Below are 23192 nucleotides of genomic sequence, written 5' to 3' on the forward strand. Positions count from 1 at the left end.
GTTTATAAATTTATTTAAGCATTTTTTTGCCAACTATTCATAACCATATTCATCATATCTGCATTTTTTTGAATATTGTTATGATTTGCTATGATTATGTGCTCTTTACCATAGGCATTAAGATCTTGAATAACTTTTGCAATCTGATCTTTTGTGATAAATTCACCATCTGCAAGCTCAATTCTTTCAATAGCTCTTCTAGCATCACTAAATTGACCAAAAACTGTTATAGTTCCACTATTGCCTTCACCATATCTTATAGATAAATTTCCAGCAGTTTTTACAAAAGTTATATCCTCTTTTTTGACACTCGCATCAAATTTAATAGTGTCAAAGCCACCGTCTAGATTTCCATTATTTATCAACGGCATATCTTTTATAATATCGACACCATCATTTTTCTTAAAGAAATACACATCGTCTCCAAGACCACCTTTTAAAATGTCTCTACCATTTCCACCATTTAAGAAATCGTTACCTTTGCCACCATCAAGATAATCCCAACCTTGACCGCCATTTAAAATATCATTGCCATCATCGCCATAAAGTTTATCTTGACCAGTGCCCCCGATTAAGGTATCATTTCCGCCATTTCCTTTTAGTATGTCATTTCCTCTGCCACCATCAAGAACGTTGTCTTTATTGTCACCAATTAAAGTATCTCTGTATTTGCCTGAAATTGCAGACCAAAGATCATTTAAAGTAACAGGAAGCTCAGATGGATTTATAAGGCTATTTGAAAAGTCTACACCTTGAGATTCTAGACCTTCTATAACTTTATGGAATATACCAAGTGAAGTATCTATAACATCTTGAACTATGGTTGTATCTTTTAAAAGTGTTGCCAAACCTGCTATAGATGAACTTACTATACCAATCACACTTCCAATGACTGGGTTTGCTAAATTTGCAGCTTTTGCAGCAACCCCTACTATATTTGAAAGAATGCTAAGTATCTGTCCGTCTTTGATTTTGCCACCTGTTTCTAAAGTATGCTTCATATCATCTAGTATTTTGGCAATAGAACTAAGAGGTCCATTTGCGCCAGCTATAAGATCTTTAAAATCTTTAAAACCTATAGATGTATTGTTTGCAGGAACTCCATTTGCAGTCTCTTTTTTGATAGACTCAACCATATCAAAAAGTTTTTTTATAGCTTCTATAGAAGTATCTAAAAACTTTTTTGCATCTACGCTTACCTCGCCTTTAGCAGTAGGAATATTTAGGGCTGTATTTTGACTCATTTTCTCTCCTTTTATTATTAATTCAATACAAATAGTACATAAATAAATATAAAACTTTGCTTAATATATTATTGTAATATTATTTATACCAAATTTCCGCGATTACACCGTTAAAGCCAAAAAATTAATAACTCTAATTTTTTTACATCTGTAAATAAAAATATTAATAAACTACTATCTAAATAAATAAATTTTATATAAAAAGTGAATTTTTAGAAACATTCTTAGCGTTGTAAATCTTGCTTATCATATAGCATTTTATAATACCCATTAAGTGCTATAAGTTCTTCATGAGTGCCTTTTTCTTTTATCTCGCCTTTATCCATTACTATAATCTCATCACAATCTTTTACCGTGCTTAATCTGTGAGCAATAATGATAAAAGTTTTATCTTGTTTTATTTGTGATAAATTTTTTGTTATTATGCTTTCGCTTTCATAGTCAAGTGCCGAAGTTGCCTCATCAAATATCAAAATTTTAGGATTATTTATAAGTGCTCTTGCTATAGCTATTCTTTGCTTTTGTCCACCACTTAAAGATGAACCCCTTTCGCCTACTATCGTATCATATCCACTTGGAAGTTCTGTTATGAAATCATGTGCCCCTGAAATTTGTGCAACTTTGATGATATGTTCCATGCTAGCTCCAGTTGAAGCAAATGAGATATTATCTTTTATGGTTCCACTAAAAAGATAGTTTTCTTGCAAAACTACGCCGATATTTTGCCTTAATACATAAGGATTTAAATGTCTTATATCAATACCATCTATATAAACAGCACCTTCACTTTGAAGATAAAGCCTTTCTATAAGCTTAGTTACAGTACTTTTACCACTTCCGCTTCTTCCAACTATACCTACGCTTTTATTTGGCTCTATGTGTAAATTTATATTTTTTAGAACTAAATTTGAACTTGTGTTATATTTGAAATTTATGTTTACAAACTTAATATCGCCACTGATATTATTTAAAGCTATAGGTTTATCTGTAGTTTGTTCTGTAGGTGTATTTAGTATATCACCAAGCCTATCCACACTTAAAAGCGCTTGTTGAAACTCGTTCCAAAGACTTACAAGTCTCATAATAGGGGCTGAAAACTGTCCTGCAAACATCTGAAAAGCTATAAGTTGCCCAACCGTAAGTTTATTTTCCATGACCAAATTTACACCAAAGTAAAGTATACTTAAAGTCATTAGTTTTTGCAATGCATTTGCAAAGCCACTTGCAACATTTGTTAAATTGCTAAGATTAAAGCCTGATTTAACATACTTTCCAAGATATTCTTCCCACTGTTTTTGCATACTTCCTTCTATAGCCAAGGATTTAACAGTTTGCATTCCAGTAACTGCTTCAACCAAATATGAGTTTGAAGCTGCACCCATTTGAAATTTTTCTTCTAATCTTTTTCTTAAAACTGGCGTTATAAAAAAATAAATAGCTCCAATAACTGCAACAAAACCAATCGCAATAAGTGTTAATTTCACGCTATAAAGTAGCATCATCAAAATAAACACGAAGCTAAATAGCACATCTAAAAGTACGGTAACTGTTTTATTTGCTATGAAATCTCTAATGATATCAAGCTCTCTAACACGAGCGACTATATTTCCAACTTTTCTGCTTTCAAAATATATCATAGGAAGAAGTATCAGATGCTTAAAAAGTTCACTTCCAAGTCTTGCGTCAATTTTAGTTGTAGTATGCGCAAAAATATAGTTTCTACAAAGCGATAAAAGCATCTCAAAAATGATAACACCAAGAAATGCAACAGCTATAACATTTAGCGTACTTATACTATGATGAGTTAAAACTTTATCTAGTATAACTTGCGTAAAAAGCGGTGTTACAAGTCCAAAAAGCTGCATAATAAAAGAAGCTATCAAAACCTCAAATACGATCATCCTATAAGCAAGCATTCTTTTATAAAACCAAGCAAAACCAAATTTGATTTGTGAATTTATAGCTTTGTGAGTCAAGACAATAAATCTTCCGTTTACTAGTTCATCAAGTTCATTAAAACTTATCTCTCTTGTCTCATTTCCACCATCATAAATGACAGCTTTTTTCTCATCTTCAAGCAGTTTTAATATACAAAAATACTCACTATTTTTTTTCTGCGCTATAAAAGGTGCTTCGTATTTTAAAATAGTTTTTATATCATAAGCTTTTATCTTTGATCTAAATTCGCAATCTTTTAAAATCCTAACAAGTTCTTCCATGCTAGGTTCTTTTGCATTTAAAGCAAATTTGTTTATAATAGCTTTTGTGTCTACCGGAATTTTGTTGATTATACAGATAAGTTGAATGGAACCCAAAGCGGTTTTCATACTAGAATACCTTAATTTAAATTTATAAAAAATTATATCGCGCATTTTACAAAAAATTATTAAAAAATAACTTTAAAGTTGTAAATTTAAGAAAAAATACAGATAAAATTTTATTATTTTTGAATTTTAAGCCATTATGCATTATAATTCTTTCCTTATTTATTTACTAGGACTACCTTTGGAAATTTTTTTAATAGCTTTTGCTCTTGCAATGGACAGCGTTGCACTAAGCATGGCAAGTGGTTCAAAATGCAATTTTTCTTTACTTACCGTTTTAAAAATGGCTTTTATATATGGATTTTTCCAAGCTTTGATGCCATGTATCGGCTATCTTCTAGGTCTTAGTTTTGTAAACTTTATATCACAAATCGATCATTTTATAGCGTTTTTAATCCTAGCTTTTCTTGGTATTAAAATGATGAAAGATAGTTTTTTAACGCAAGATGATATTGAGCAAAAAGATGTTTGCACTAAGGATTTCTTACTTGGTGGTATTGCTACAAGTATCGATGCTATGGCTGTTGGAGTTACTTTTAGTTTTGGCGAAAATAATATCTTATATATAGTTTCTATCATAGGAATAGTTTGCTTTGTTTTATGCGTGATAGCCTTTTATATAGGTAGAAAAATAGGCGAAGTTCTAGAGTCAAAAGCAGTATTTTTAGGTGGTTTAATACTCATCTTAATAGGCACAAAGATACTTCTAACTCATCTTGGAATATTAAGCTTATAAACGCCGTTTTTTATCTTTCTTAAGACATCTTTACTCTCTAAAAGTTTGAAAGTTTCTATAACAGTTGGCTTACTTATATCAAGTTCTAAGCAAACATTTGTGATAGTTTTCATAAAAAGTCCAAATTCATCAGCATTTGCTACGATATATTCTATAACTTCAAACTTTTTATCGCCCAAAATAGCTTTATAAATATCAAGTGAGTTCAATGTATTCATCCTAGATTTATAAATTTGTTTAAAATATTAGCTACAATTCTAGCAAAAAAAGGATAAATTTGAAACTAATATCATGGAATGTAAACGGACTCAGAGCAACTGTAAAAAACGATGCCTTTAAATGGCTAAGTGAGTATAATCCTGATTTTCTAGCACTTCAAGAAACAAAAGTAAAAGATAATGACATACCAAAAGAAATGTATAATCTTGGTTTTAAGCAAATAGATACAAACTCTGGTATTAGAGCTGGATACTCTGGTGTTATGAGCTTATCAAAATTTGAAAATACTTGCTTCAAATCAAATTTTAATGATGACACAGAAGGAAGGGTATTAGAACATAATTTTAAGGATATTGTACTTTTTAATATCTACTTTCCAAACGGACAAAAAGATGAGGATAGACTAAAGTATAAACTTGATTTTTATGACAAGTTCTTAAACTATGTAAATACTCTTGTAAAAAACGGCAAAGAGGTTATATTTTGCGGCGATATAAACACGGCTCATAAAGAAATAGATCTAAAAAATCCAAAAGCAAATAGCCAAACAAGTGGATTTTTAGAAATAGAAAGAAAATGGATTGATAAAGTTATAGAACATGAATACATTGATACTTTTAGACATATTCATGGCGATGAGGTAAAATACTCGTGGTGGAGTTATAGATTTAATGCCAGAAAAAACAATGCCGGATGGCGAATTGATTACTTTTTCATATCAAAAAATTTAAAAGACAGACTAAAGGATGCATTTATACTAAATAACGTCTTTGGAAGTGATCACTGCCCTGTTGGAATAGAAATAGACATTTAGTTTATAAAGAAATTTTTACTTTTTGGATTGATTTGAATATCATGAATAGTTGTAAACTCACTTTTTTGATATTTACAAATAGCGGCCCTTGCTATCATTGCGGCATTATCAGAGCAAAATTTTAGCGGAGCAAGATGCAAATTTGAATTATATTTAGTACAAATTTGCTCTATTTTTGAGCGCAAAAGCGTATTTGCACTAGCTCCTCCAACTATACCAAATTTCTTAAATTTATAAACTCTAAAAATCTTTTCTAGTTTATCGCAGATATGTGCGCACGCTGTTTTTTGAAAAGAAGCAGCTATATTTTCATAGTCTTTGGATGTTGGATTTTCTAAACTCTCAACTGCCAATCTAACTTGATTTTTAAGCCCAGAAAAGCTGTATTCAAGTCTTTTATCATGGAAAAGCGGAACTGTAAAATTATAAATTTTTTCATCGCCATTTTTTGCTAAATTTTCTATTATTTGCCCGCCAGGATATCCAAATCCCATCATTTTTGAAATCTTATCAAAACTCTCACCAAAACTATCGTCGTTAGTTTGAGCTAAAATATTTATTTTCAAACCCTCATCAATATATAAAATCATCGTATGGCCACCGCTTACTAGCAACACACCCATTGGAAATTCCTCTTTGCTATCCAAAAAAAGTGAGTATATATGTCCTATGAGGTGATTTACAGTAATTAGTGGTAAATTTAAAGCTAAGCTAATGCTTTTTGCCATTGCAACACCGCTTGCCAAACTAACACTAAGCCCAGGCTCATTTGTTACAGCTACAGCTTTAATCTCGCTAAAAAAAGGTTTAATATTTTTAAGCATATCAGGTAGTGCTTTAGTATGAAGTCTTGCGGCGAGTTCTGGTACGACGCCACCGTATTTAGCATGCTCTATCTCTTGAGAAATTTTTGAATAATACTTTAGCTCGTAGGTTTTAATATCCATTAGTGCAAGAGAGCTATCATCACAACTGCTTTCTATAGCTAGTACAAGCTCCTTCATCATTCAAACTCAACTAAAATCATGCCGATAAATTTATCTTTTTTACCATCTATAAGTTCATAAAATTCACATCTAAAAATATTACCATTTTTATCCACTGAAAAGTTTTTATCTAAATCTTTTTTTCTAACAAGCATATTTGCTTCATCGTTTTTACCAGAATCAAACCCTATAATGTTTGCCCTAACGCCTTTTATAGGATTTATTTTTATACTTTTTGCTTTAATTTTTGTACCAAGTTTCACATTAGAGCTCATTTTTCCATTTATATCTATATAAACACTATCTAAAATATCGCTATATTCGAAATACTCAGCACTTAAAGTGCTTATTGGATTGCTTTTATTATAAAGCCTGTACAAGCCATCACTTTGAGCTTTAAAGCTTAAATCATCACTATTGGAACTAAAGTTTATCTCTTCTTTGCTCATAGGAACAAAATTTAATCTTTGTCTGATGTTGTTTGTAGTAGCAAAAAACTTACTATCTAACCTGAAAATAGTATCTTTATTATCATTATCTATGATAGTAATCTCAAAAGGTTTTTCTTTTGCAATTTTATCATCACTAAAATCAACTAAAATCATGCCAATAAATTTATCTGGAGAATTTTTACCAATTTCATAAAACTCAACTCTATAAATATTTCCCTTTTTATCTATAGAATATTTTTGATCCAAGTCTTTTTTACTTATCAATATGTCTGCTTCATCTTCTTTTTTGGAATCAAAACCTATTATATTTACCCTAACATTTTTTATAGATGGAATCTGAATATTTTTAGCTTTTATTTTTGTATTTAGAGGGATTTCTAGAGCGACATTATCAATGTTTACATTAACTCTATTTATTATATCGCTATACTCAAAATATACTGGCTTTATAGTTGTTAAATGCCTATTTCCATAATAAATTTTATATTCATTTTTATCACTTTTTACAAAACCCACTAGCTTATCTGCAGATTTTAGAGCAAACTCATCATTTTTTTTCATAGGAACAAATTTTATGTTATCTCTTGGATTTTTTAAAGATAGAAAAAATCTCCCATCACTTAAACTAACATCAATCTCTTTTTTCAAAATTTGAGCAATACTTTGAGGATTTAGCTCAAAATTTCTCTTAAATTTAATTCCCATTATATCCATATATTTTTCTATAGCCAAAAGATGATAAAATACCCTATCTTCAACCTTTAAGCTCTTACTAGTTTCATTAGCATAAGATGCTTTATCATTTCTAATGCCAAAATATGTTAAAGATTTTTGCATCTCTTTATCATAATCTTTGGTTCTAGTATTTTTTACATGAAATTTATGTTTGGTATCAAGTATGCGATCATTAACATTTTTGGCTACAGCAAGAGCGTTTTCATATAAGTTACCATATATAGTGCCATTTAAATCAATTTGATCTATGATAGTACTATTTCCCCATCTGCTCGGATTTTCAAAATCATTAATATATTCATCTCTATAAAATCCGCTACCATCGTGCAAATTTAAAACAAGTGAAACATTTTCATCAAGCATAAGATTTTGAATTTTTATTACATTTTTATAATCTGGGTCATTTTCATCAATATGCGCAAATTTACGGTTCATATCTCCGCTTAAACCACGAGAATTTGCCAAAATGCTTGATGCATTTAAATTTGGAACAATCCAAATTGAACCACTTATGATATCATATTCATTTATAATTATATTTGCAGCATTAAATCCACCAGGCTCATCACCTTGAATTCCACCTATTAAAAGCATTGTGTTGTTTGAATCACTTTTTATTTTTTTTACTAAATCAAAATCCAAATTGTCAACATATATATCTTTTGAAAAAGAAAAGGTTACAAATAACATTGAAAAAAATATGGTCTTAAGTGCTGATTTATAACTCAAATGCTCTCCATTACGTTTTTAATTAAATATATAAATTATATCAAATTTAAACTTAATCTCAAAAAACAATATTAAAATATTGCTTGTAAAATAAAATTTGTTACCACATTGTATCTTTTAGAATATATCATAGCTTATTTGTATTTGGAGATGAGATGAAATGTTAGATTTAGAACAAATTATAAAAAATCATTACCCAGAATTTTTTGAAAAATATCCAGAATTTGTAACTAAAATTTTTATTTTTTTCATAAAAAAAATTTTCTATGAAAAAAAGTTAAATGAATTTTTAAAAAATAATGAAAACTTGGATGCTCAAAATTTTGTAAACAGTGTTTTGGAATATATTGATTTTACATATTCGTGTAATTTTAAACATAACATACCAAAAAGTGGAAAAGTTATATTTGTAGCAAATCATCCACTTGGTTCTCTTGATGCATTATGTATAATTTCTCTTATTTTTAGTGTAAGAAAAGATTTTAAAATTCTCGCAAATGAACTTCTTTATGAAATAAAACCCCTTAGAGAAATTCTTTTCCCGGTAGATAATCTTACTCAAAAAAGAACTTCAAATACAGCAAAAAAAGTTATAAATGCTCTTAATAATGAAGAAGCAATCATAATCTTTCCAGCAGGCGAAGTTTCAAGACTAAAAGGATTAACTCCAAAAGATAATATGTGGAAAAGTGGATTTTTGCATTTTGCAAAAATTACATCTTCTCCAATAGTTCCTATACTTGTTGATGCAAGAAATTCTTCACTTTTTTATATGCTTTCTATTATAAACAAGCCTTTGTCATCTTTACTTTTAGTTAGGGAAATGCTTATAAAAAAAGGTAAATCTCTAAGTATTAAAATTGGCGAGCCAATACCTTTTAAAAGTATAGCATCTGAAAAAATAAATATAAAAAATAGTGCGAAACTAGTAAAAAAACATCTTTATAGGATTGATACAAATAAGCCTCAAATATTTAAAACACAACAAAATATTATAAACGAACAAAGCTATTTAGACATAAAGCATGAATTAGAAAATGGATTGATATTAGGTAAAACTGGTGATGACAAAACGATTTATTTATGTAGTTTGGAAGAAAACAATGCTTTATACAAAGAAATTGGCAGACTAAGAGAGATAACTTTTAGAAAGGTTGGCGAGGGAACTGGCAAAAGTTACGATACAGATGAGTATGATTTATACTATAAACACATAATTTTATGGGATGAAAAAGAAAATTTGATAGTTGGAGCTTATAGAATCGGGCAAAGCGAACACATAAAAGATATAAAAAAGAGTTACTATTGCGAAACTCTATTTAAATTTAGCGATAATGCAAAGTTTTTATTTAAAGATACAATAGAGCTTGGAAGAAGCTTTGTAAGACCAAAGTACTGGGGAACTTATGCGCTTGATTATTTATGGTTTGGCATAGGAGCTTACATATCAAGATATAAAAATGTAAAATATATGTTTGGACCAGTTAGTATAAGCAACTCTTACTCAAAAGATGCAAAAGATATGCTTGTTTATTTTTACAATAAATATTTTGGAGTTAACGAAAATCTAGTTAGATCAAATCATAGATATGTACTTAGCAAAAATGAATTGAAGCGTTTAGATACCATTTTTAGTGCAAGCGACTATAAAGAAAATTTTAAAATTCTAAAACAAAGCCTAGCTACTCTTGGTTTTAGCGTACCTACACTTTATAAACAATACGGCGAACTTTGTGATGATGGAGGAGTCAAATTTTTAGATTTTGGAGTTGATCCTAATTTTAGTAATTCTTTAGACGGATTTTTAGTAGTTGATATATCAAAGATAAAAGAAGCAAAAAGACAAAAATATATAGATAATTTTTTAAAATAAAATAGCCTTTTGTTTTTATCAAAAGGCTATAAAATCAAAACTTATTTCATTTCGCTTTTTAATATTTTAGTAGGAACACTTGTTAAGCCTGCATCAAAGTATTTTTTAGCGCCAGTTTTTATACTATCAAAAATTTTAGAATCTACTTTTGCATCTATTTTAGCATCTTCTGCATAATATTTTTGAGCTATTTCTACTTTTTCTTTATCGCTTTTACCTTTTGAGTTTTGAAGTATTAGAGCTGCTTTTTCAATAGCTAGATCAGAATGAATTGAAGTAAAAATCATCTCCACATTGTAAGTTTTTAATGTTTCATTTAAAGCTTTTACTTCCATTCTGCAGTATGGACACTCAGGATCAGTAAATACAACCATAGTGTCTTTATTTTTATCGTTACCTATTTTTAAAATATTATCTGATTTCTCTTTTTTATATACGCTTGTTAATGCACTTTTTAGCATCTCAAAACTATAGAAATTTTTATAAGATAGTTGTTTTTTTAAATCTAATATATCTGGATATATAAAATTTCCTTTAGTAAAAACTATATCTTTTTGAGATTGATCACCTTTAACAAATTTAAGTATAACCATCTCAATACCGTCAGTATCTGGCAATGATTTTCTACTCTCAACTTCTACTTTTACACCCTTAACTTTTAAGTTATCATAAAGAGATAAAATTTCCTCATTTGTAACAGCACTAAGCGCAACTGCGCAAGCCACAACTGACATAAAAATTTTCTTCATTTTTGCCCTTTTTTAAAATATAAAATTATGATTTTGATTATAACTAAAATATAGTAAATATCTCTAAAATATATTTTTAAATATAATAAAGCAAATTCCACTCACAATACATGATATAGGTATAGTAATAACCCATGCGAACATGATAGGTTTCATTAGCGACCAGTTTGCTTGCTTGTTTACAAGACCTATGCCAAGAACGGCACCTATTAAAATATGCGTGGAAGAAACTGGTATACCAAGAACAGACGCTAGCATAACAACACTAGCAGCACTAAGCTCTGCACTAAAACCAGATGCTGGGTGAATTTTAGTTAAATTTGTTCCAACAGTAGCAATAACCTCTTTTCCTATAAACCAAAGACCAGCAATCAGAGCAACGCCAAAAGTTGCCATAATTGGCATCGGTATAGAAACCATAGAATTTATCTCTCCGCTACTTAGTGTATCTATAATAGCAGCAAAAGGTCCAACAGCATTTGCTATATCATTTGATCCATGTGAAAAGGCAAATCCAGCTGCAGTAAAAACCTGCAACCAACTAAAAAGTAAGAAAGTTGATTTAGAAAGGTCTTTGCTTTTTAGTGTTTTGGCTAATATAAAAATAGACATCCAAACAACTGCAGTTATCATACAAATAGTAAGAAAATTCTCAAGAACGCTAAAACCAAGATGCAAATTCGCAAGACCTTTAAATATCATCATTGAGCTTACTATAAATGCACCACAAGCCGCTATAATAGGAACACCGTATTGCAAAGCATTATGAGATTTTAAGTTTTTTTGTTCCTCAGATATTTTATGAAGTTCTTTATAATACTCTGATTCCAAATCATTTGCATCATAAGATACTTCACTCATGATATCAAAATCGCTAAGCATAGATTGATTTATTTTGATTTTTTCATCTTCATTAAGTGTTTCAAATTTGGCTTTAAAAGCTTTTTTTAGCTCTTTTTTTCTTTGTTTTAACTTATCTAATTCCGCTTGAGCAATATCATTATAATTTAAAATATGTTTTTTTATCAAAGAATATACTATATAAGAAACTACGCCACCAAGCAAAGGAGAGGTTACCCAAGAAAGAGATATAGAGCCTATCTCAGACCATCTTACCAAAGAAAATGTAGAGATATTAGGATTATCCATCATATAGCCAAGCGTCATTCCAGCACCAACTATACCGCCAATTATAGCATGTGTTGTAGAAACTGGCATACCTTTTTTTGTAGCTATAAAAAGCCAAACACCAGCGGATACAAGTGCACTAGTCATTATATATATAAAATCAATTGAACTAACAGAAAGCGCATCTAAGTCTATGATTCCGCTTTTTATAGTTTCCGCAACCTCAGAACCAGCCAAAACTGCACCACTTACTTCAAATATGGCAGCTACACACAACGCTTGTTTTAAACTAAGAGTTTTCGCACCAACACTAGTTCCAAATGAATTTGCAACATCATTTCCGCCGATGTTAAATGCCATAAACATTCCAAAAGCGGCAGATAAAACAAATATGGCTTTAGAATTATCCCCTATAAAACCAAATCCCCAATATATAAAATATACTATAAAGCCAAGTAATAATCCACCAAAAAACAAATCTAGGCCCGAAATCTTTTGTCTCATTAAAATCTCCCGATGACATAAAATATAATTGTATCACTATTTTATTTTATAAAAAATAAATATCAAAGCAAAATTTAAGCTCTTTTGAACCATCCATAAAACCCACCTTCAATCTCTCCAAGATATAATATTTTTAGGTCTAAATTTAAAGCAAAATTTTGCCTATCTATGAAATTTGAAGCAAAAAATACTAATATATATTCTACATACTCAGGTAAGTTTTTAAGCAAATTTTCTCCGCCTTCTATCATACAAAGATTATAGTTTTTAATGAAATTAATATCATTTCCAATGTTTACTTTTCTATCTTTTATATCAAAAAGAGGGATATTTTTATCAAAATCTTTTTTAGTAGAGTATATAAAAATATCTGGACTTTTACCATTTACCAATCTTGAATCAAGCCTAGGTTTATCGATCCTAACTGTATTTCCACCAATTGCAAGAAGGGTAATTTTATCTCTTATGGCATGCACCATTTTTCTTGAACTCTCACTTGTTATAATACCCCCACTTACAACACCATTTAATGAAGTTGCGAGCTTAAAAAAAGTGAAATTTCCGTTTTTCCAATCCAAAAAAGGCTTTAAAAGATCATCACATTTTTCTTTTAGCACATCCAAAACAACCTCTATGCCAGCTTCTTTTAAAATACAAGCCCCACCACTTGCTTCTTTAGTATTGTCTTTTGAGCCAATTACTACTTTTTTAAATTTAAGCTCTTTTAGCAAATTTGCGCAAGGTGGGGTTTTTCCATAATGAGAACATGGTTCAAGAGTGACATAAGCACTCGCTCCTTCAAGTAAATTTGCATGATTTTCAAGACAAAGCTCGTAAGCTTTTTTTGCATCGCTAGGAAAATTTAAATTTGGATTTAAAATTTTAAGTGCCATTAAAACGGCTTCTAGTTCAGCGTGAGCACATCCTGCTTGTTTATGAGCATTTATACTTAAAATTTTCCCAAATTTATCACATATTACACAACCAACAGCTGGATTTGGATATGTTAAAATTTGATACTTCCATGCTTCTTTTAAAGCTAAACTCATATAAAATTCATCATTCATTTTATTTCTTTTTTATAATTTTATGTAGATTATATCAACTTGATACTAAATTTTAATTTTTAATGAAAAAGATTTAATAATGTGTGATAAAATTGCTGCTTTTATAAAGGTAAATTTATGTTTAAAAATGTAATCCCACTCAGTTTTATAGTAGCTTCAAGATTTTTTGCACTATTTATAGTTTTGCCAGTTATTAGCTTATATGCGCTTGAGTTAAAAGGTTCGAATGAATTTTATGTGGGGCTTTTGGTTGGTATATATGCGATTATGCAGATGATTTTTCAAGTCCCTTTTGGAATGCTTAGTGATAAGATAGGTCGCAAAAAAACTATGATAATAGGTTTAATTATATTTATAGCTGGCTCTTTTATTTGTGCAGTTGCAACCGATATATACACAATGCTTATTGGTAGATGTTTGCAAGGTGTTGCAGCAATTGGCGCAGTAGCAAGCGCTATGATAAGTGATTTTACTACTGAAGAACAAAGAAGTAAAGCAATGGCTATAATGGGTGGAATGATAGGACTGAGTTTTACTATATCTATGGCGCTAAGTCCAGTTTTAGGTCATAAATTTGGACTTGGAAGTCTTTTTTATCTGAGTGTATTTGTAGGTATTTTGAGCATAATTTTACTTTATATTGCAGTAGAAAAAGAACCAAGCATACAAAAAACAAAAAAAGAAAAAGTAGACCTGGTTGCAATTTTGCTTTATAAAGATCTTACAATTATGAATTTTACAAATTTCATGCAAAAAATGCTTATGAGCATAGCCTTTATATCAATTCCAATAGTTTTAGTAAAATCCCTTGGTTATAGCGAAGCAAATTTATGGAAAATATTTTCAGGCGGTGCTTTACTTGGTTTTGTAGCGATGGGCTTTGCTGGATTCTTAGGCGATGGCAAAGGAAAATCTAAACAAATTTTGATAGTTGGAGTTGTTCTTTTTTTAATTGCTTATGCTGTATTTGCAATAAGTCAAACTCAGAGTTTATTTATATTTGGAGCGATGGTATTTTTCATAGGATTTAATATACATGAGCCTATAATGCAAAGTTGTGCAAGTAAATTTGCAAAAGCAAATCAAAAAGGTGTGGTTTTGGGCGTATTTAACTCAAGTGGATTTTTTGGTAGTTTTGTAGGAGGCGTAGCTGGAGGGACATTTTTACAAAATTTTTCCCTACATGCTCTTGCATTTTGCATACTTGTGATATCCATAATCTGGCTAGTTTTGCTTTCGAAGCTAACAAATCCATCTAAATTTAAAAACATATATTTAGATGAAGGTGAAAATCCAGATTTTTCTAAAATAGAAAATGAGCAAGGCGTGATAGAAATTTATAAAAAAAATCTAAGCTATGTCATCAAATATAATTCCTCTTTAATAAATGAAAATGAAATTTATGCAAAAATGAAAGCTTAATTTTGAGGATTTTAACTTTTTTTGTATTAGGATTTTTTATATCAAATTTAAATGCTTATACAAAAGAAGAAATTTTAAAATCCATAGTTAATGTATCCCATAAAAATCGAATAGAATCAGAAATATTATACACTATAGTTAAAATAGAAAGCAACTTCGAGCCATTCGTCATATCGCTTTTAACATCACAAAAAGAAGCAAAACTTTTTAAAGATTATGAGATACAATATGCCAAAATAAACATTGGAAGATATAGCCTTGATAAAAGAAAGTGGATTGTAAATATCTTTCCACAAAATGAAGAAATTGCAAAAATTCTAATAAAAAACCTGCTAAAGCTTGATTATAGTATAGATGTAGGTTTAGGTCAAATTAACTCATCTAATTTTAGTTCAAGCGAGATAGATAAAATTTTAGATCCAACTTACAATCTATCCAAATCAGCAAAAGTTTTAAGATGTTGTTTTAATTATAAAAAGAAAGATATAAGACAAACTATAGAGTGTTATAACTATGGTATGAGAAAAAGAGATTCTTATCCTTATTTCAAAAAATTTATAGAAAACTATAAAAAAGATTTTTTAAAAAATAATTGATGTATAATTGCACATTAAGGAAAAAATTTGAAAGAGATAATTTCTGATAGAAAAACATTAAGAATTTTAGCTTTTGGCTATATTGCCATAGCTCTAATAGGTGCTTTTTTACTAACACTAGATTTTGCCCACATACACAAAATTTCTTTTTTAGATGCTTTTTTTACAAGCACTTCAGCTATGAGTATGACAGGACTTATAGTTAAAAACACAGCAACGGATTTTACTATTTATGGACAATTAATAATACTAGCTTTAATTCAAATTGGTGGTTTTGGATATATAGGAATTGGACTTTTTGTATTTATAATAGCTAGAAAAAAGATAGGTTTTGCCGGTAGAAACTTACTAAAAGAATCCTCTATTTATCCAACAATGGAAGGTATACTTAAGTTTTTAAAAAAAATTATCTTTTTTGTTATTATCATTGAGCTTGTGGGCGCTATGCTTTTATTCTTTAAATTTGTGTTGATTTATGACTTTAAACATGCATTATGGCATAGTATTTTTCATTCTATTTCGGCTTTTAATAATGCTGGTTTTAGTACGTTTAGAACTGGTCTTATGAGTTATAAAACAGATGTTTATGTAAATTTAATTATAACATCACTTATTATAATAGGTGGAATTGGATACTTTGTTTTATTAGAGCTTTACTTTTTTCAAAAAAAGAGACTAGCAAGCTTAAGTTTACATACAAAGTTAGTTTTAAGCTCAACTGCCATTTTGATAGTTTTTTCAACAGTTTTAATATGTGTTTTTGAGTACCACAACATGCAAAGTATAGGGAAATTATCTATGTTTGATAAAATTTTGGCATCTTATTTTACAGCAATAAACTATAGAACGGCCGGATTTAACACGCTTGATTTTAGTACTTTTAAAGATGCGAGTCTCTTTTTTGGCTCCCTTTTTATGATAATAGGTGGCGCACCTGGTGGAACTGCTGGTGGCGTCAAAGTAACAACTATGGCAGTATTGCTTGTTTATACATACTGGGTTATAAAAGATGGTAGAGCTAGAATATTTGGCCAAGAGTTGTCCCAAGAAACAATCAATAAAGCTTTTATAATAGCTACTTCATCTATATTTTATATACTAGTGTGCGTTACGCTTTTGTCCTTTTTTGAGGACAATAAGCGCTTTTTAATACTTCTATTTGAAACTTCATCAGCTTTTTCAACTGTTGGAGTTTCCGTAGGAGATGGCGGAACACTATCGCTAAGTGCAATACTTTCAAATAACAGCAAAATACTTTTGATAATTCTGATGATAAGCGGAAGAGTTGGCACATATGCATTCTTACTATCGATTTTCAAACCAGAAAAAGAAAAATTTATAAAATATCCACAAGGAAAAGTATATCTATGAAAAATTTATATTATGGCGTAATAGGACTTGGTAAATTTGGATCTGTTGTAGCAAATGAGCTTATAATGCAAGGAAAATCTGTTGTTATAGCAGATAGAAACGAAGAACATCTAAAAGCTTTGCAAGATTTAGCAAGCCATGCTTATATTCTTGATTCAACTAATATAAAAGCATTAAAAGAAGCTGGATTTGTAAGCTTGGATATGGTTATAGTTAGTATTGGTGAGAGTATAGAAAATAGCATACTTACACTAATGGCTCTAAAAGATATAGGCGTAAAAAACATCATTGCAAAAGCAAGTACACAAATACATGGTCAAATTTTATCCAAACTTGGAGCCACAAAAATTATTTATCCAGAAAAAGAAAGTGCGAAAAGACTCGTTAGAGAATTTCTAATACATCCAGAATTTGAAGTATTTGACCTATCTGCAAATACACTTAGAGTTGTAAAAATATCCGTAAGCCAAAAACAAGGTTCACAAAGCTTAGAAAATATAGCTAAAAATATGAAAATACTAGCTTATAAAAAAGAAGGTAGAGAATGGGAAATTTTTCCAGATAAAGACATAAGTGCTTTTGTGGGAGACACACTTATTTTATTTGGCGATATCAAAGAATTTGAGAATTTTATAGACGAAATTTAATTCGTCTATAAAATTTATTAGTTTTTCTTTTTTCTCATTGCTATATTTATCATTTCTACAGCGAGAGAAAATGCCATTGAGAAATATATATAACTTTTTGGTATATGAAATCCTAAACCATCTGCGATTAGCGAAACTCCAACAAGTATCAAAAATGAAAGTGCTAGAATTTTTATCGTTGGATTATTTGATACAAATCTACTTATCGATCCGCTTGCTACCATCATGACACCAACTGCTAAAACAACAGCTGCTATCATTATCTCTATATGATCGGCCATACCAACAGCTGTTATAACACTATCAAGAGAAAAAACTATATCAAGGATGGCAATTTGAACTAGCACCATACCAAAAGACGCCTTGCCTAGACTTTTTTGATTATGCTCTTCTTCTTCAGTTACGCTTGAATGTATCTCTGTAGTTGATTTAAAAATTAAAAATAAACCTCCAACTATCAAGATAATATCACGACCAGAAATATCAATTCCTAACACACTAAACAAAGGTGTAGTTAATTTCATTATCCAAAATAGACTAAAAAGCAATAAAATTCTACTAATCATAGCAAGAGCTAAACCTAAAATTCTAGCTTTATTGCGTTGATTAACAGGCAACTTCTCACATAAAATTGCTATAAAAATAATATTGTCTATACCTAGAACAATTTCAAGTGAAGTAAGAGTTAAAAGACTTATCCACGCTTCTGGGGAAGTAAGAATTTCCAGCATATATTTCCTTAATATTATTAAATTTATAGTCCTTATTATACATTATTTTGCTTTAATATTAAAATAACTTAAAGCAAAAGTTAATTTAAATTTAGATAATATTAAGTTTAGTTCTTTTAGTGTAAAAAAGACAAATTAGGTAAAAAAAGGAAAGAAATGAGCGATATAATCGCATATAAAGTTAACGGTGTTATCGTAGATACACAAAGTTACGACGGAAACGGCGGTGAGCCAATATATTTTGATGATTCAAAAGAATCCCTAGATATTATAAGACACTCATGTGCACATTTGATGGCTGAGGCTATAACTTCGCTATACAAAGATGCTAAGTTTTTTGTAGGTCCTGCAATAGAAGATGGATTTTATTATGATTTTAGAGTGACGAAAGAAAATGGAGAAAAGCTTGGCGAAAGCGATTTAGCAGATATTGAAAAAAAGATGAAAGAGTTAGTTGATGCCAAAAACGATATAGCTAAAGTTTGCTATACCAAAAAAGAAGTAACTGATAAATTTAAAAACGATGATTTGAAGATGGAAGTATTAAAACGCATTCCAGATGGTGAAGTTAGTATATATTCGCAAGGAAACTTTGAAGATATTTGTCGTGGTCCCCATGTTCCAAATACAAAATATTTAAGATTTTTTAAACTTACAAGAGTTGCTGGGGCATATCTTGGTGGCGACGAAAACAAAGAGATGCTTACTAGAATTTACGGAACAGCTTTTAGCAATAAAAACACATTAAACGACCATATAAAAATGTTAGAAGAAGCTAAAAAACGTGACCACAGAAAACTTGGTGTAGAAATGAAACTTTTTACATTTGATGAACAAATAGGAGCAGGTCTTCCTATTTGGCTACCAAATGGCGCAAGAATGAGAAGCAAGCTTGAAAAACATCTTTTTAAGGCCCATAGAAGAAGAGGATATGAGCCAGTTCGTGGCCCAGAAATACTAAAAGCAGATGCCTGGAAAATTTCAGGTCACTACACAAACTATAAAGAAAATATGTATTTTACCAAGATAGAAGAACAAGAATATGGCATAAAACCCATGAACTGTGTAGGTCATATAAAAATCTATCAAAGCGATATAAGAAGTTACCGTGATTTGCCTCTTAAGTTTTTTGAATATGGTGTAGTTCATAGACATGAAAAAAGCGGTGTTATGCATGGACTTTTTAGAGTTAGAGAATTTACTCAAGATGATGCACATTTATTTTGCATGCCTTCACAAATAAAAGAAAATGTTCTTGAAATTTTAAGCTTTGTTGATAATATTATGAAGATTTTTGGCTTTGATTATGAGATGGAAATATCTACTCGTCCTGCAAAAGCAATAGGTGATGATGAAGTTTGGGAAGTTGCAACCAAGGCTCTAAAAGAAGCTCTAGACGAAAATAACTTCAAATACGGAATTGATGAAGGTGGCGGAGCATTTTATGGTCCAAAAATAGATATAAAAATAACAGATGCATTAAAGAGAAAATGGCAGTGCGGAACTATACAAGTTGATTTTAACTTACCACAAAGATTTGATCTTTCCTATATTGATCAAAACAACGAAAAACAACGTCCGGTTATGCTTCACAGAGCAATTCTAGGTAGTTTTGAGAGATTTATAGGTATTTTGATAGAACACTGTGCTGGAGAACTTCCGTTCTTTATGGCTCCACAACAAGTAGTTATAATCCCAATAAGCGAAAATCATGAAGCGTATGCAAAAGAAATTTATAGCAAACTACAAGATGCCGATATAGATAGTGAAATTTATAATAAAAATGAGAGTTTAAATAAAAAAATAAGAACAGCGGAAAAAGCTAGAGTTCCTATGATTATAGTTATAGGCGATAGCGAAGTTAAAAACAAAACAGTTGCTCTTAGAGATAGAAGAGCCAGAACTCAATCTGAGCTTAGTTTGGATGAGTTTTTAAAATTAACAAAGGAGAAACTAGATGAGGTGCATTTTTGAGTAAAGAAAAAGAAGTTTTGCTCAACGAAGAGATAGAAGCAGCGGAGGTAAGATGTATTGGGGATGATGGTACAGTTTATGGCGTACTATCATCGGATGAAGCATTAGATATAGCCTATAAAATGGGGCTTGATCTAGTTTTAATAGCTCCAGATGCCAAACCACCAGTTTGCAAAATAATGGACTATAGCAAATTTAGATATCAACAAGAAAAAAAGAAAAAAGAAGCTAAAAAGAAACAGAAAGTTATAGACATTAAAGAGATAAAACTTTCTTTAAAAATAGCTCAAAATGATATAAACTACAAAGTAAGACACGCTATTGAATTTCTAGAAGAGGAAAAACATGTGCGTTTTAGGGTATTTTTAAAAGGTAGAGAAATGTCAACACCTGAAGCTGGTGTTGAGCTACTAGATAAAATTTGGACAATGATAGAAAACATTGCAGAAAGAGACAAAACTCCAAATTTTGAAGGAAGATATGTAAATATGCTTGTAACTCCTAAAAAGAGCTAACTTGCAATATATAGACCAAATTTGATTTGGTCTATATAAAAAAATTTTATTAAATATTAAAAATTAAGTATTTTATTAGGTTTTTATATATATAATAAAAGTTCATTTTAATTTTTACTTGGACAGATGGGTGAGCGGCTGAAACCACACCCCTGCTAAGGGTGCAGCTCTTAATCGGGGCTCGAGAGTTCAAATCTCTCTCTGTCCGCCATTTCAAAATTATTTCTTGAAATTTTCCTAAATTAGTTATAGGCTTTCAAGTATAGATATATATTTTTGTGCTAATTTTTCATATGTAAAATATTCTAAAACATATTTTTTACCATTATCGCCCATATTTTGCAATTCAATTTTTGAGAATTTACTTATTTTTTCAATAGCTTTGGCAAGATCTTCATTATTAAAACCAATATCTATTCCGCAATTATACTTACTAATCATAGTTCTTTTTTGGTTTATATATTGCAAGATACATTTACCACTATACATATAATCAAAAATTTTATTTGCAGAAATTCCATATTTATACAATTTTCTATCCATCCAACCTATATAACAAACATCAAAAAGCTTGAGCATGGATTGTATTTGATTTTTTGGTATAGCATTTATAAAAATAACATTCTTTAGGCTTTCAAATTCTTTCTTTAATTTATTTTTCTCGCTACCATTCCCAACTATAACAAAAAATAAATTTTTGTTATGTTGCAAAGCTTTTGCAGCTTCTAATAATAGTATAATAGCGTTTGAAATTCCTATTTTACCAGTATAACCTATTATAAATTTATCCTTAGGAATTAAATTACATATCTTATTGGGTAGATTTTTTTGAAACATCATGTCTTGCAAATTTATACCATTTGATATCCAATGTACATTTTTTTTAAATCCCAACTCTTTAATATGCTCTGAATAATTTTCCAAATTTGAAACTATTGTATCTGATTTTTTAATTGCAAACTTTTCTAAGTATGACATTATTTTAATCATAGGATTATTTGAAGAAAATCCGCCTATTTCCATTAAACTTAAAGGCCAAATATCCCTAACTTCACAAATTAACTTAGCTTTGTATTTTTTAGAAAAATAGTAAGCAGGAATTATCGGAAATGGTTCAGTAGGAGAAGATATTATAAAATCTGGTTTATCTATATGTCTGCCTATAAAAAAAAGTTTAAAGACAAACTCAAACCATTTTATAACTCTTTTTTTACTAAATGATCCACTATATCTTATAACTTTTATCCATAAGAACTCTATACTGTCTATAGTTTCTTTTTTAAAAATATGTCCATTCATATCAGGAAAAGATGTAAAAATATGCGAGTAAGATCCGCTTATGATTATTGTTTTATACCCAAGTTTATTAAATTCTTTTGCTAGATAAAAATGTCTATACATTCCTCCGCCGTATTTTGGAGCTCCTGCATATCCATTTATAATCCAAATGCACTTTTTATTTTCCATATTTTGCATCTTTTTTAAATTTAGCCAAATCCCTTAATCCAAGACCATGTAAGCACATAACTTTTTTATTATCCTCTATGTCATTTGTTACAATTGTACCAATTCCAATTGTAACATTTTTACCTATTTTGATTTTTTGTATTATGCTAGTATTTGGACCTATCCAACAATTTTCACCTATGTTAACCGAGCCACTTATTTCAGCACAAGCCGTTATTATAGTGTTTTTTCCTATATTACAATTATGACCTATATGCACCTGATCGTCTGTTTTTACTCCATCTTTAATTATTGTAGAATCAAAAGTAGCCTTAGCAATAGAATTTTTAGCACCTATTTCAACACAATTTTCTATGATTACATTGCCAATATGAGGTATTCTAACTGGAGTCCTATCATCTTCAAAATCGAATCCAAAACCATCTTCTCCTATTACAGAACCCGATTTTATATAGCAATTATTACCAATAACCGTATTATTACCAATTACAACTAAATTATTTATTTTTGTATTATTTCCTATTTTTACATTATCACCAATAGTGCAATACTCGCCTATTGAAACATTTTCTCCTATAGAGCAGTTTTTGCCAATTTTAGAACTAACAGAAATAGAATTATTATTCTTACTTACAAAAAACTTATTAGCAACTTTTGCAAAACTAAGTCTTGGATTTTTAACTTTTATTATAGAAAAAGAAGAATCAGATTTTATATCTTCTGAAAAACCATATGGAAGCAATATTAGACATTTTTTTTGTATTTCAGGCAAACTAGTCGTTTTACAAAATGCTATTGAGCCATCTTGAAGATTTGATAAAGATGTTATATTGCTTAAAGAAATATTTGCACCTATATATTTTTCTCCTAAAAAATTTGCTACTGTTTTAACATCTATATTCACTTTTT

The 23192-nt window shown here is 29.7% G+C and carries 20 protein-coding genes and 1 tRNA gene; 10 read left to right on the forward strand and 11 right to left on the reverse strand.

Features of this window, described 5'->3' with window-relative positions; genetic code table 11:
• Positions 1-14 precede the first annotated feature (14 nt).
• On the reverse strand, positions 15-1244 hold the full coding sequence (locus tag ACZ5VL_RS01395; protein ID WP_464199235.1) for a calcium-binding protein: 1230 nt from the start codon (positions 1242-1244) through the stop codon (positions 15-17).
• A 224-nt stretch (positions 1245-1468) separates the two neighbouring features.
• On the reverse strand, positions 1469-3616 hold the full coding sequence (locus ACZ5VL_RS01400) for a peptidase domain-containing ABC transporter (RefSeq protein ID WP_464199237.1): 2148 nt from the start codon (positions 3614-3616) through the stop codon (positions 1469-1471).
• A gap of 133 nt (positions 3617-3749) precedes the next feature.
• Between ACZ5VL_RS01400 and ACZ5VL_RS01405 the strand changes: the two genes are divergently transcribed.
• Entirely contained in the window at positions 3750-4304 is a 555-nt protein-coding gene (locus ACZ5VL_RS01405) for a manganese efflux pump MntP (RefSeq protein ID WP_464199239.1), read from the forward strand.
• Here the strand turns inward: ACZ5VL_RS01405 and ACZ5VL_RS01410 are convergent.
• Positions 4280-4522, reverse strand: coding sequence for a replication/maintenance protein RepL (locus ACZ5VL_RS01410; protein ID WP_228568753.1), 243 nt, complete (start codon positions 4520-4522; stop codon positions 4280-4282). The two genes, ACZ5VL_RS01405 and ACZ5VL_RS01410, sit on opposite strands and share 25 nt — an antisense overlap.
• A gap of 59 nt (positions 4523-4581) precedes the next feature.
• Between ACZ5VL_RS01410 and ACZ5VL_RS01415 the strand changes: the two genes are divergently transcribed.
• Entirely contained in the window at positions 4582-5337 is a 756-nt protein-coding gene (locus ACZ5VL_RS01415) for an exodeoxyribonuclease III (RefSeq protein WP_464199242.1), read from the forward strand.
• Here ACZ5VL_RS01415 and tsaD read toward each other — a convergent pair.
• Both tsaD and ACZ5VL_RS01425 read right to left on the reverse strand, forming a co-directional pair.
• The gene (gene tsaD, locus ACZ5VL_RS01420; RefSeq protein ID WP_464199244.1) at positions 5334-6341 is read right to left on the reverse strand and encodes a tRNA (adenosine(37)-N6)-threonylcarbamoyltransferase complex transferase subunit TsaD; all 1008 of its coding nucleotides are present in this window, start codon (positions 6339-6341) and stop codon (positions 5334-5336) included. The genes ACZ5VL_RS01415 and tsaD overlap by 4 nt on opposite strands.
• Positions 6341-8239 carry a M99 family carboxypeptidase catalytic domain-containing protein gene (locus tag ACZ5VL_RS01425; RefSeq protein ID WP_464199246.1) on the reverse strand — a complete coding sequence of 633 codons (1899 nt, stop codon included), beginning with the start codon at positions 8237-8239 and terminating at the stop codon, positions 6341-6343. Before ACZ5VL_RS01425 ends, tsaD begins: the two co-directional genes overlap by 1 nt.
• A gap of 160 nt (positions 8240-8399) precedes the next feature.
• Between ACZ5VL_RS01425 and olsF the strand changes: the two genes are divergently transcribed.
• A complete protein-coding gene (olsF, locus tag ACZ5VL_RS01430) occupies positions 8400-10112 on the forward strand; it encodes a bifunctional ornithine lipid synthase OlsF (RefSeq protein WP_464199248.1) in 1713 nt (570 codons plus the stop codon).
• A gap of 41 nt (positions 10113-10153) precedes the next feature.
• On the opposite strand, the gene ACZ5VL_RS01435 is transcribed toward olsF, so the two are convergent.
• The 3 genes from ACZ5VL_RS01435 to ribD all read right to left on the reverse strand — a co-directional run bounded on the left by ACZ5VL_RS01435 (position 10154) and on the right by ribD (position 13560).
• Positions 10154-10861: a thioredoxin domain-containing protein gene (locus tag ACZ5VL_RS01435; RefSeq protein ID WP_464199250.1), complete on the reverse strand. Its 708-nt coding sequence runs from the start codon at positions 10859-10861 to the stop codon at positions 10154-10156.
• Between the two features lie 63 nt (positions 10862-10924).
• Complete coding sequence (locus ACZ5VL_RS01440) at positions 10925-12493, reverse strand: inorganic phosphate transporter (protein WP_464199252.1); 1569 nt, start codon at positions 12491-12493, stop codon at positions 10925-10927.
• Positions 12494-12567: 74 nt separating this feature from the next.
• Entirely contained in the window at positions 12568-13560 is a 993-nt protein-coding gene (gene ribD / locus ACZ5VL_RS01445; protein ID WP_464199254.1) for a bifunctional diaminohydroxyphosphoribosylaminopyrimidine deaminase/5-amino-6-(5-phosphoribosylamino)uracil reductase RibD, read from the reverse strand.
• Positions 13561-13677: 117 nt separating this feature from the next.
• Here ribD and ACZ5VL_RS01450 point away from each other — a divergent pair, with 117 nt between their 5' ends.
• The 4 genes from ACZ5VL_RS01450 to ACZ5VL_RS01465 are packed head-to-tail and all read left to right on the forward strand — an operon-like array spanning position 13678 to position 17596.
• Positions 13678-14982 (forward strand): MFS transporter, encoded by a 1305-nt coding sequence (locus tag ACZ5VL_RS01450; RefSeq protein WP_464199255.1) that lies wholly within the window; start codon positions 13678-13680, stop codon positions 14980-14982.
• 2 nt (positions 14983-14984) lie between these two features.
• Complete coding sequence (locus tag ACZ5VL_RS01455; protein ID WP_464199256.1) at positions 14985-15578, forward strand: transglycosylase SLT domain-containing protein; 594 nt, start codon at positions 14985-14987, stop codon at positions 15576-15578.
• A 27-nt stretch (positions 15579-15605) separates the two neighbouring features.
• Complete coding sequence (locus ACZ5VL_RS01460; RefSeq protein WP_464199258.1) at positions 15606-16949, forward strand: TrkH family potassium uptake protein; 1344 nt, start codon at positions 15606-15608, stop codon at positions 16947-16949.
• Positions 16946-17596: a potassium channel family protein gene (locus tag ACZ5VL_RS01465; protein WP_464199260.1), complete on the forward strand. Its 651-nt coding sequence runs from the start codon at positions 16946-16948 to the stop codon at positions 17594-17596. Before ACZ5VL_RS01460 ends, ACZ5VL_RS01465 begins: the two co-directional genes overlap by 4 nt.
• A gap of 17 nt (positions 17597-17613) precedes the next feature.
• Here the strand turns inward: ACZ5VL_RS01465 and ACZ5VL_RS01470 are convergent, their stop codons facing one another.
• Positions 17614-18327: a TerC family protein gene (locus tag ACZ5VL_RS01470; RefSeq protein ID WP_464199262.1), complete on the reverse strand. Its 714-nt coding sequence runs from the start codon at positions 18325-18327 to the stop codon at positions 17614-17616.
• Between the two features lie 156 nt (positions 18328-18483).
• Between ACZ5VL_RS01470 and thrS the strand changes: the two genes are divergently transcribed.
• The 3 genes from thrS (at position 18484) to ACZ5VL_RS01485 (ending at position 21027) form a co-directional block, all read left to right on the forward strand.
• Positions 18484-20301: a threonine--tRNA ligase gene (thrS, locus tag ACZ5VL_RS01475; protein WP_464199264.1), complete on the forward strand. Its 1818-nt coding sequence runs from the start codon at positions 18484-18486 to the stop codon at positions 20299-20301.
• Positions 20298-20816, forward strand: a complete 519-nt coding sequence (gene infC, locus ACZ5VL_RS01480; RefSeq protein ID WP_464199266.1) for a translation initiation factor IF-3 — start codon at positions 20298-20300, stop codon at positions 20814-20816. The genes thrS and infC overlap by 4 nt, the downstream gene beginning before the upstream one ends.
• 120 nt (positions 20817-20936) lie before the next feature.
• A tRNA-Ser gene (locus tag ACZ5VL_RS01485) sits at positions 20937-21027 on the forward strand.
• A 35-nt stretch (positions 21028-21062) separates the two neighbouring features.
• Here ACZ5VL_RS01485 and ACZ5VL_RS01490 read toward each other — a convergent pair.
• Both ACZ5VL_RS01490 and ACZ5VL_RS01495 read right to left on the reverse strand, forming a co-directional pair.
• Positions 21063-22283, reverse strand: coding sequence for a glycosyltransferase family 4 protein (locus ACZ5VL_RS01490; protein WP_464199268.1), 1221 nt, complete (start codon positions 22281-22283; stop codon positions 21063-21065).
• Complete coding sequence (locus tag ACZ5VL_RS01495; RefSeq protein WP_464199270.1) at positions 22273-23187, reverse strand: UDP-3-O-(3-hydroxymyristoyl)glucosamine N-acyltransferase; 915 nt, start codon at positions 23185-23187, stop codon at positions 22273-22275. Before ACZ5VL_RS01495 ends, ACZ5VL_RS01490 begins: the two co-directional genes overlap by 11 nt.
• Between the last annotated feature and the right edge of the window lie 5 nt (positions 23188-23192).

It is taken from the genome of Campylobacter sp. GTC17093 (genome assembly GCF_055397635.1).

What these genes read in the sequence shown, in the direction of transcription:
- ACZ5VL_RS01400 (WP_464199237.1), bottom strand. Translation starts at nt 3,616, where the DNA reads ATGCGCGATATAATTTTTTATAAATTTAAATTAAGGTATTCTAGTATG.
- ribD (WP_464199254.1), bottom strand. Translation starts at nt 13,560, where the DNA reads ATGAATGATGAATTTTATATGAGTTTAGCTTTAAAAGAAGCATGGAAG.
- ACZ5VL_RS01435 (WP_464199250.1), bottom strand. Translation starts at nt 10,861, where the DNA reads ATGAAGAAAATTTTTATGTCAGTTGTGGCTTGCGCAGTTGCGCTTAGT.
- ACZ5VL_RS01465 (WP_464199260.1), top strand. Translation starts at nt 16,946, where the DNA reads ATGAAAAATTTATATTATGGCGTAATAGGACTTGGTAAATTTGGATCT.
- ACZ5VL_RS01490 (WP_464199268.1), bottom strand. Translation starts at nt 22,283, where the DNA reads ATGGAAAATAAAAAGTGCATTTGGATTATAAATGGATATGCAGGAGCT.
- thrS (WP_464199264.1), top strand. Translation starts at nt 18,484, where the DNA reads ATGAGCGATATAATCGCATATAAAGTTAACGGTGTTATCGTAGATACA.
- ACZ5VL_RS01450 (WP_464199255.1), top strand. Translation starts at nt 13,678, where the DNA reads ATGTTTAAAAATGTAATCCCACTCAGTTTTATAGTAGCTTCAAGATTT.
- ACZ5VL_RS01440 (WP_464199252.1), bottom strand. Translation starts at nt 12,493, where the DNA reads ATGAGACAAAAGATTTCGGGCCTAGATTTGTTTTTTGGTGGATTATTA.
- ACZ5VL_RS01470 (WP_464199262.1), bottom strand. Translation starts at nt 18,327, where the DNA reads ATGCTGGAAATTCTTACTTCCCCAGAAGCGTGGATAAGTCTTTTAACT.
- tsaD (WP_464199244.1), bottom strand. Translation starts at nt 6,341, where the DNA reads ATGAAGGAGCTTGTACTAGCTATAGAAAGCAGTTGTGATGATAGCTCT.
- olsF (WP_464199248.1), top strand. Translation starts at nt 8,400, where the DNA reads ATGTTAGATTTAGAACAAATTATAAAAAATCATTACCCAGAATTTTTT.
- ACZ5VL_RS01410 (WP_228568753.1), bottom strand. Translation starts at nt 4,522, where the DNA reads ATGAATACATTGAACTCACTTGATATTTATAAAGCTATTTTGGGCGAT.
- ACZ5VL_RS01395 (WP_464199235.1), bottom strand. Translation starts at nt 1,244, where the DNA reads ATGAGTCAAAATACAGCCCTAAATATTCCTACTGCTAAAGGCGAGGTA.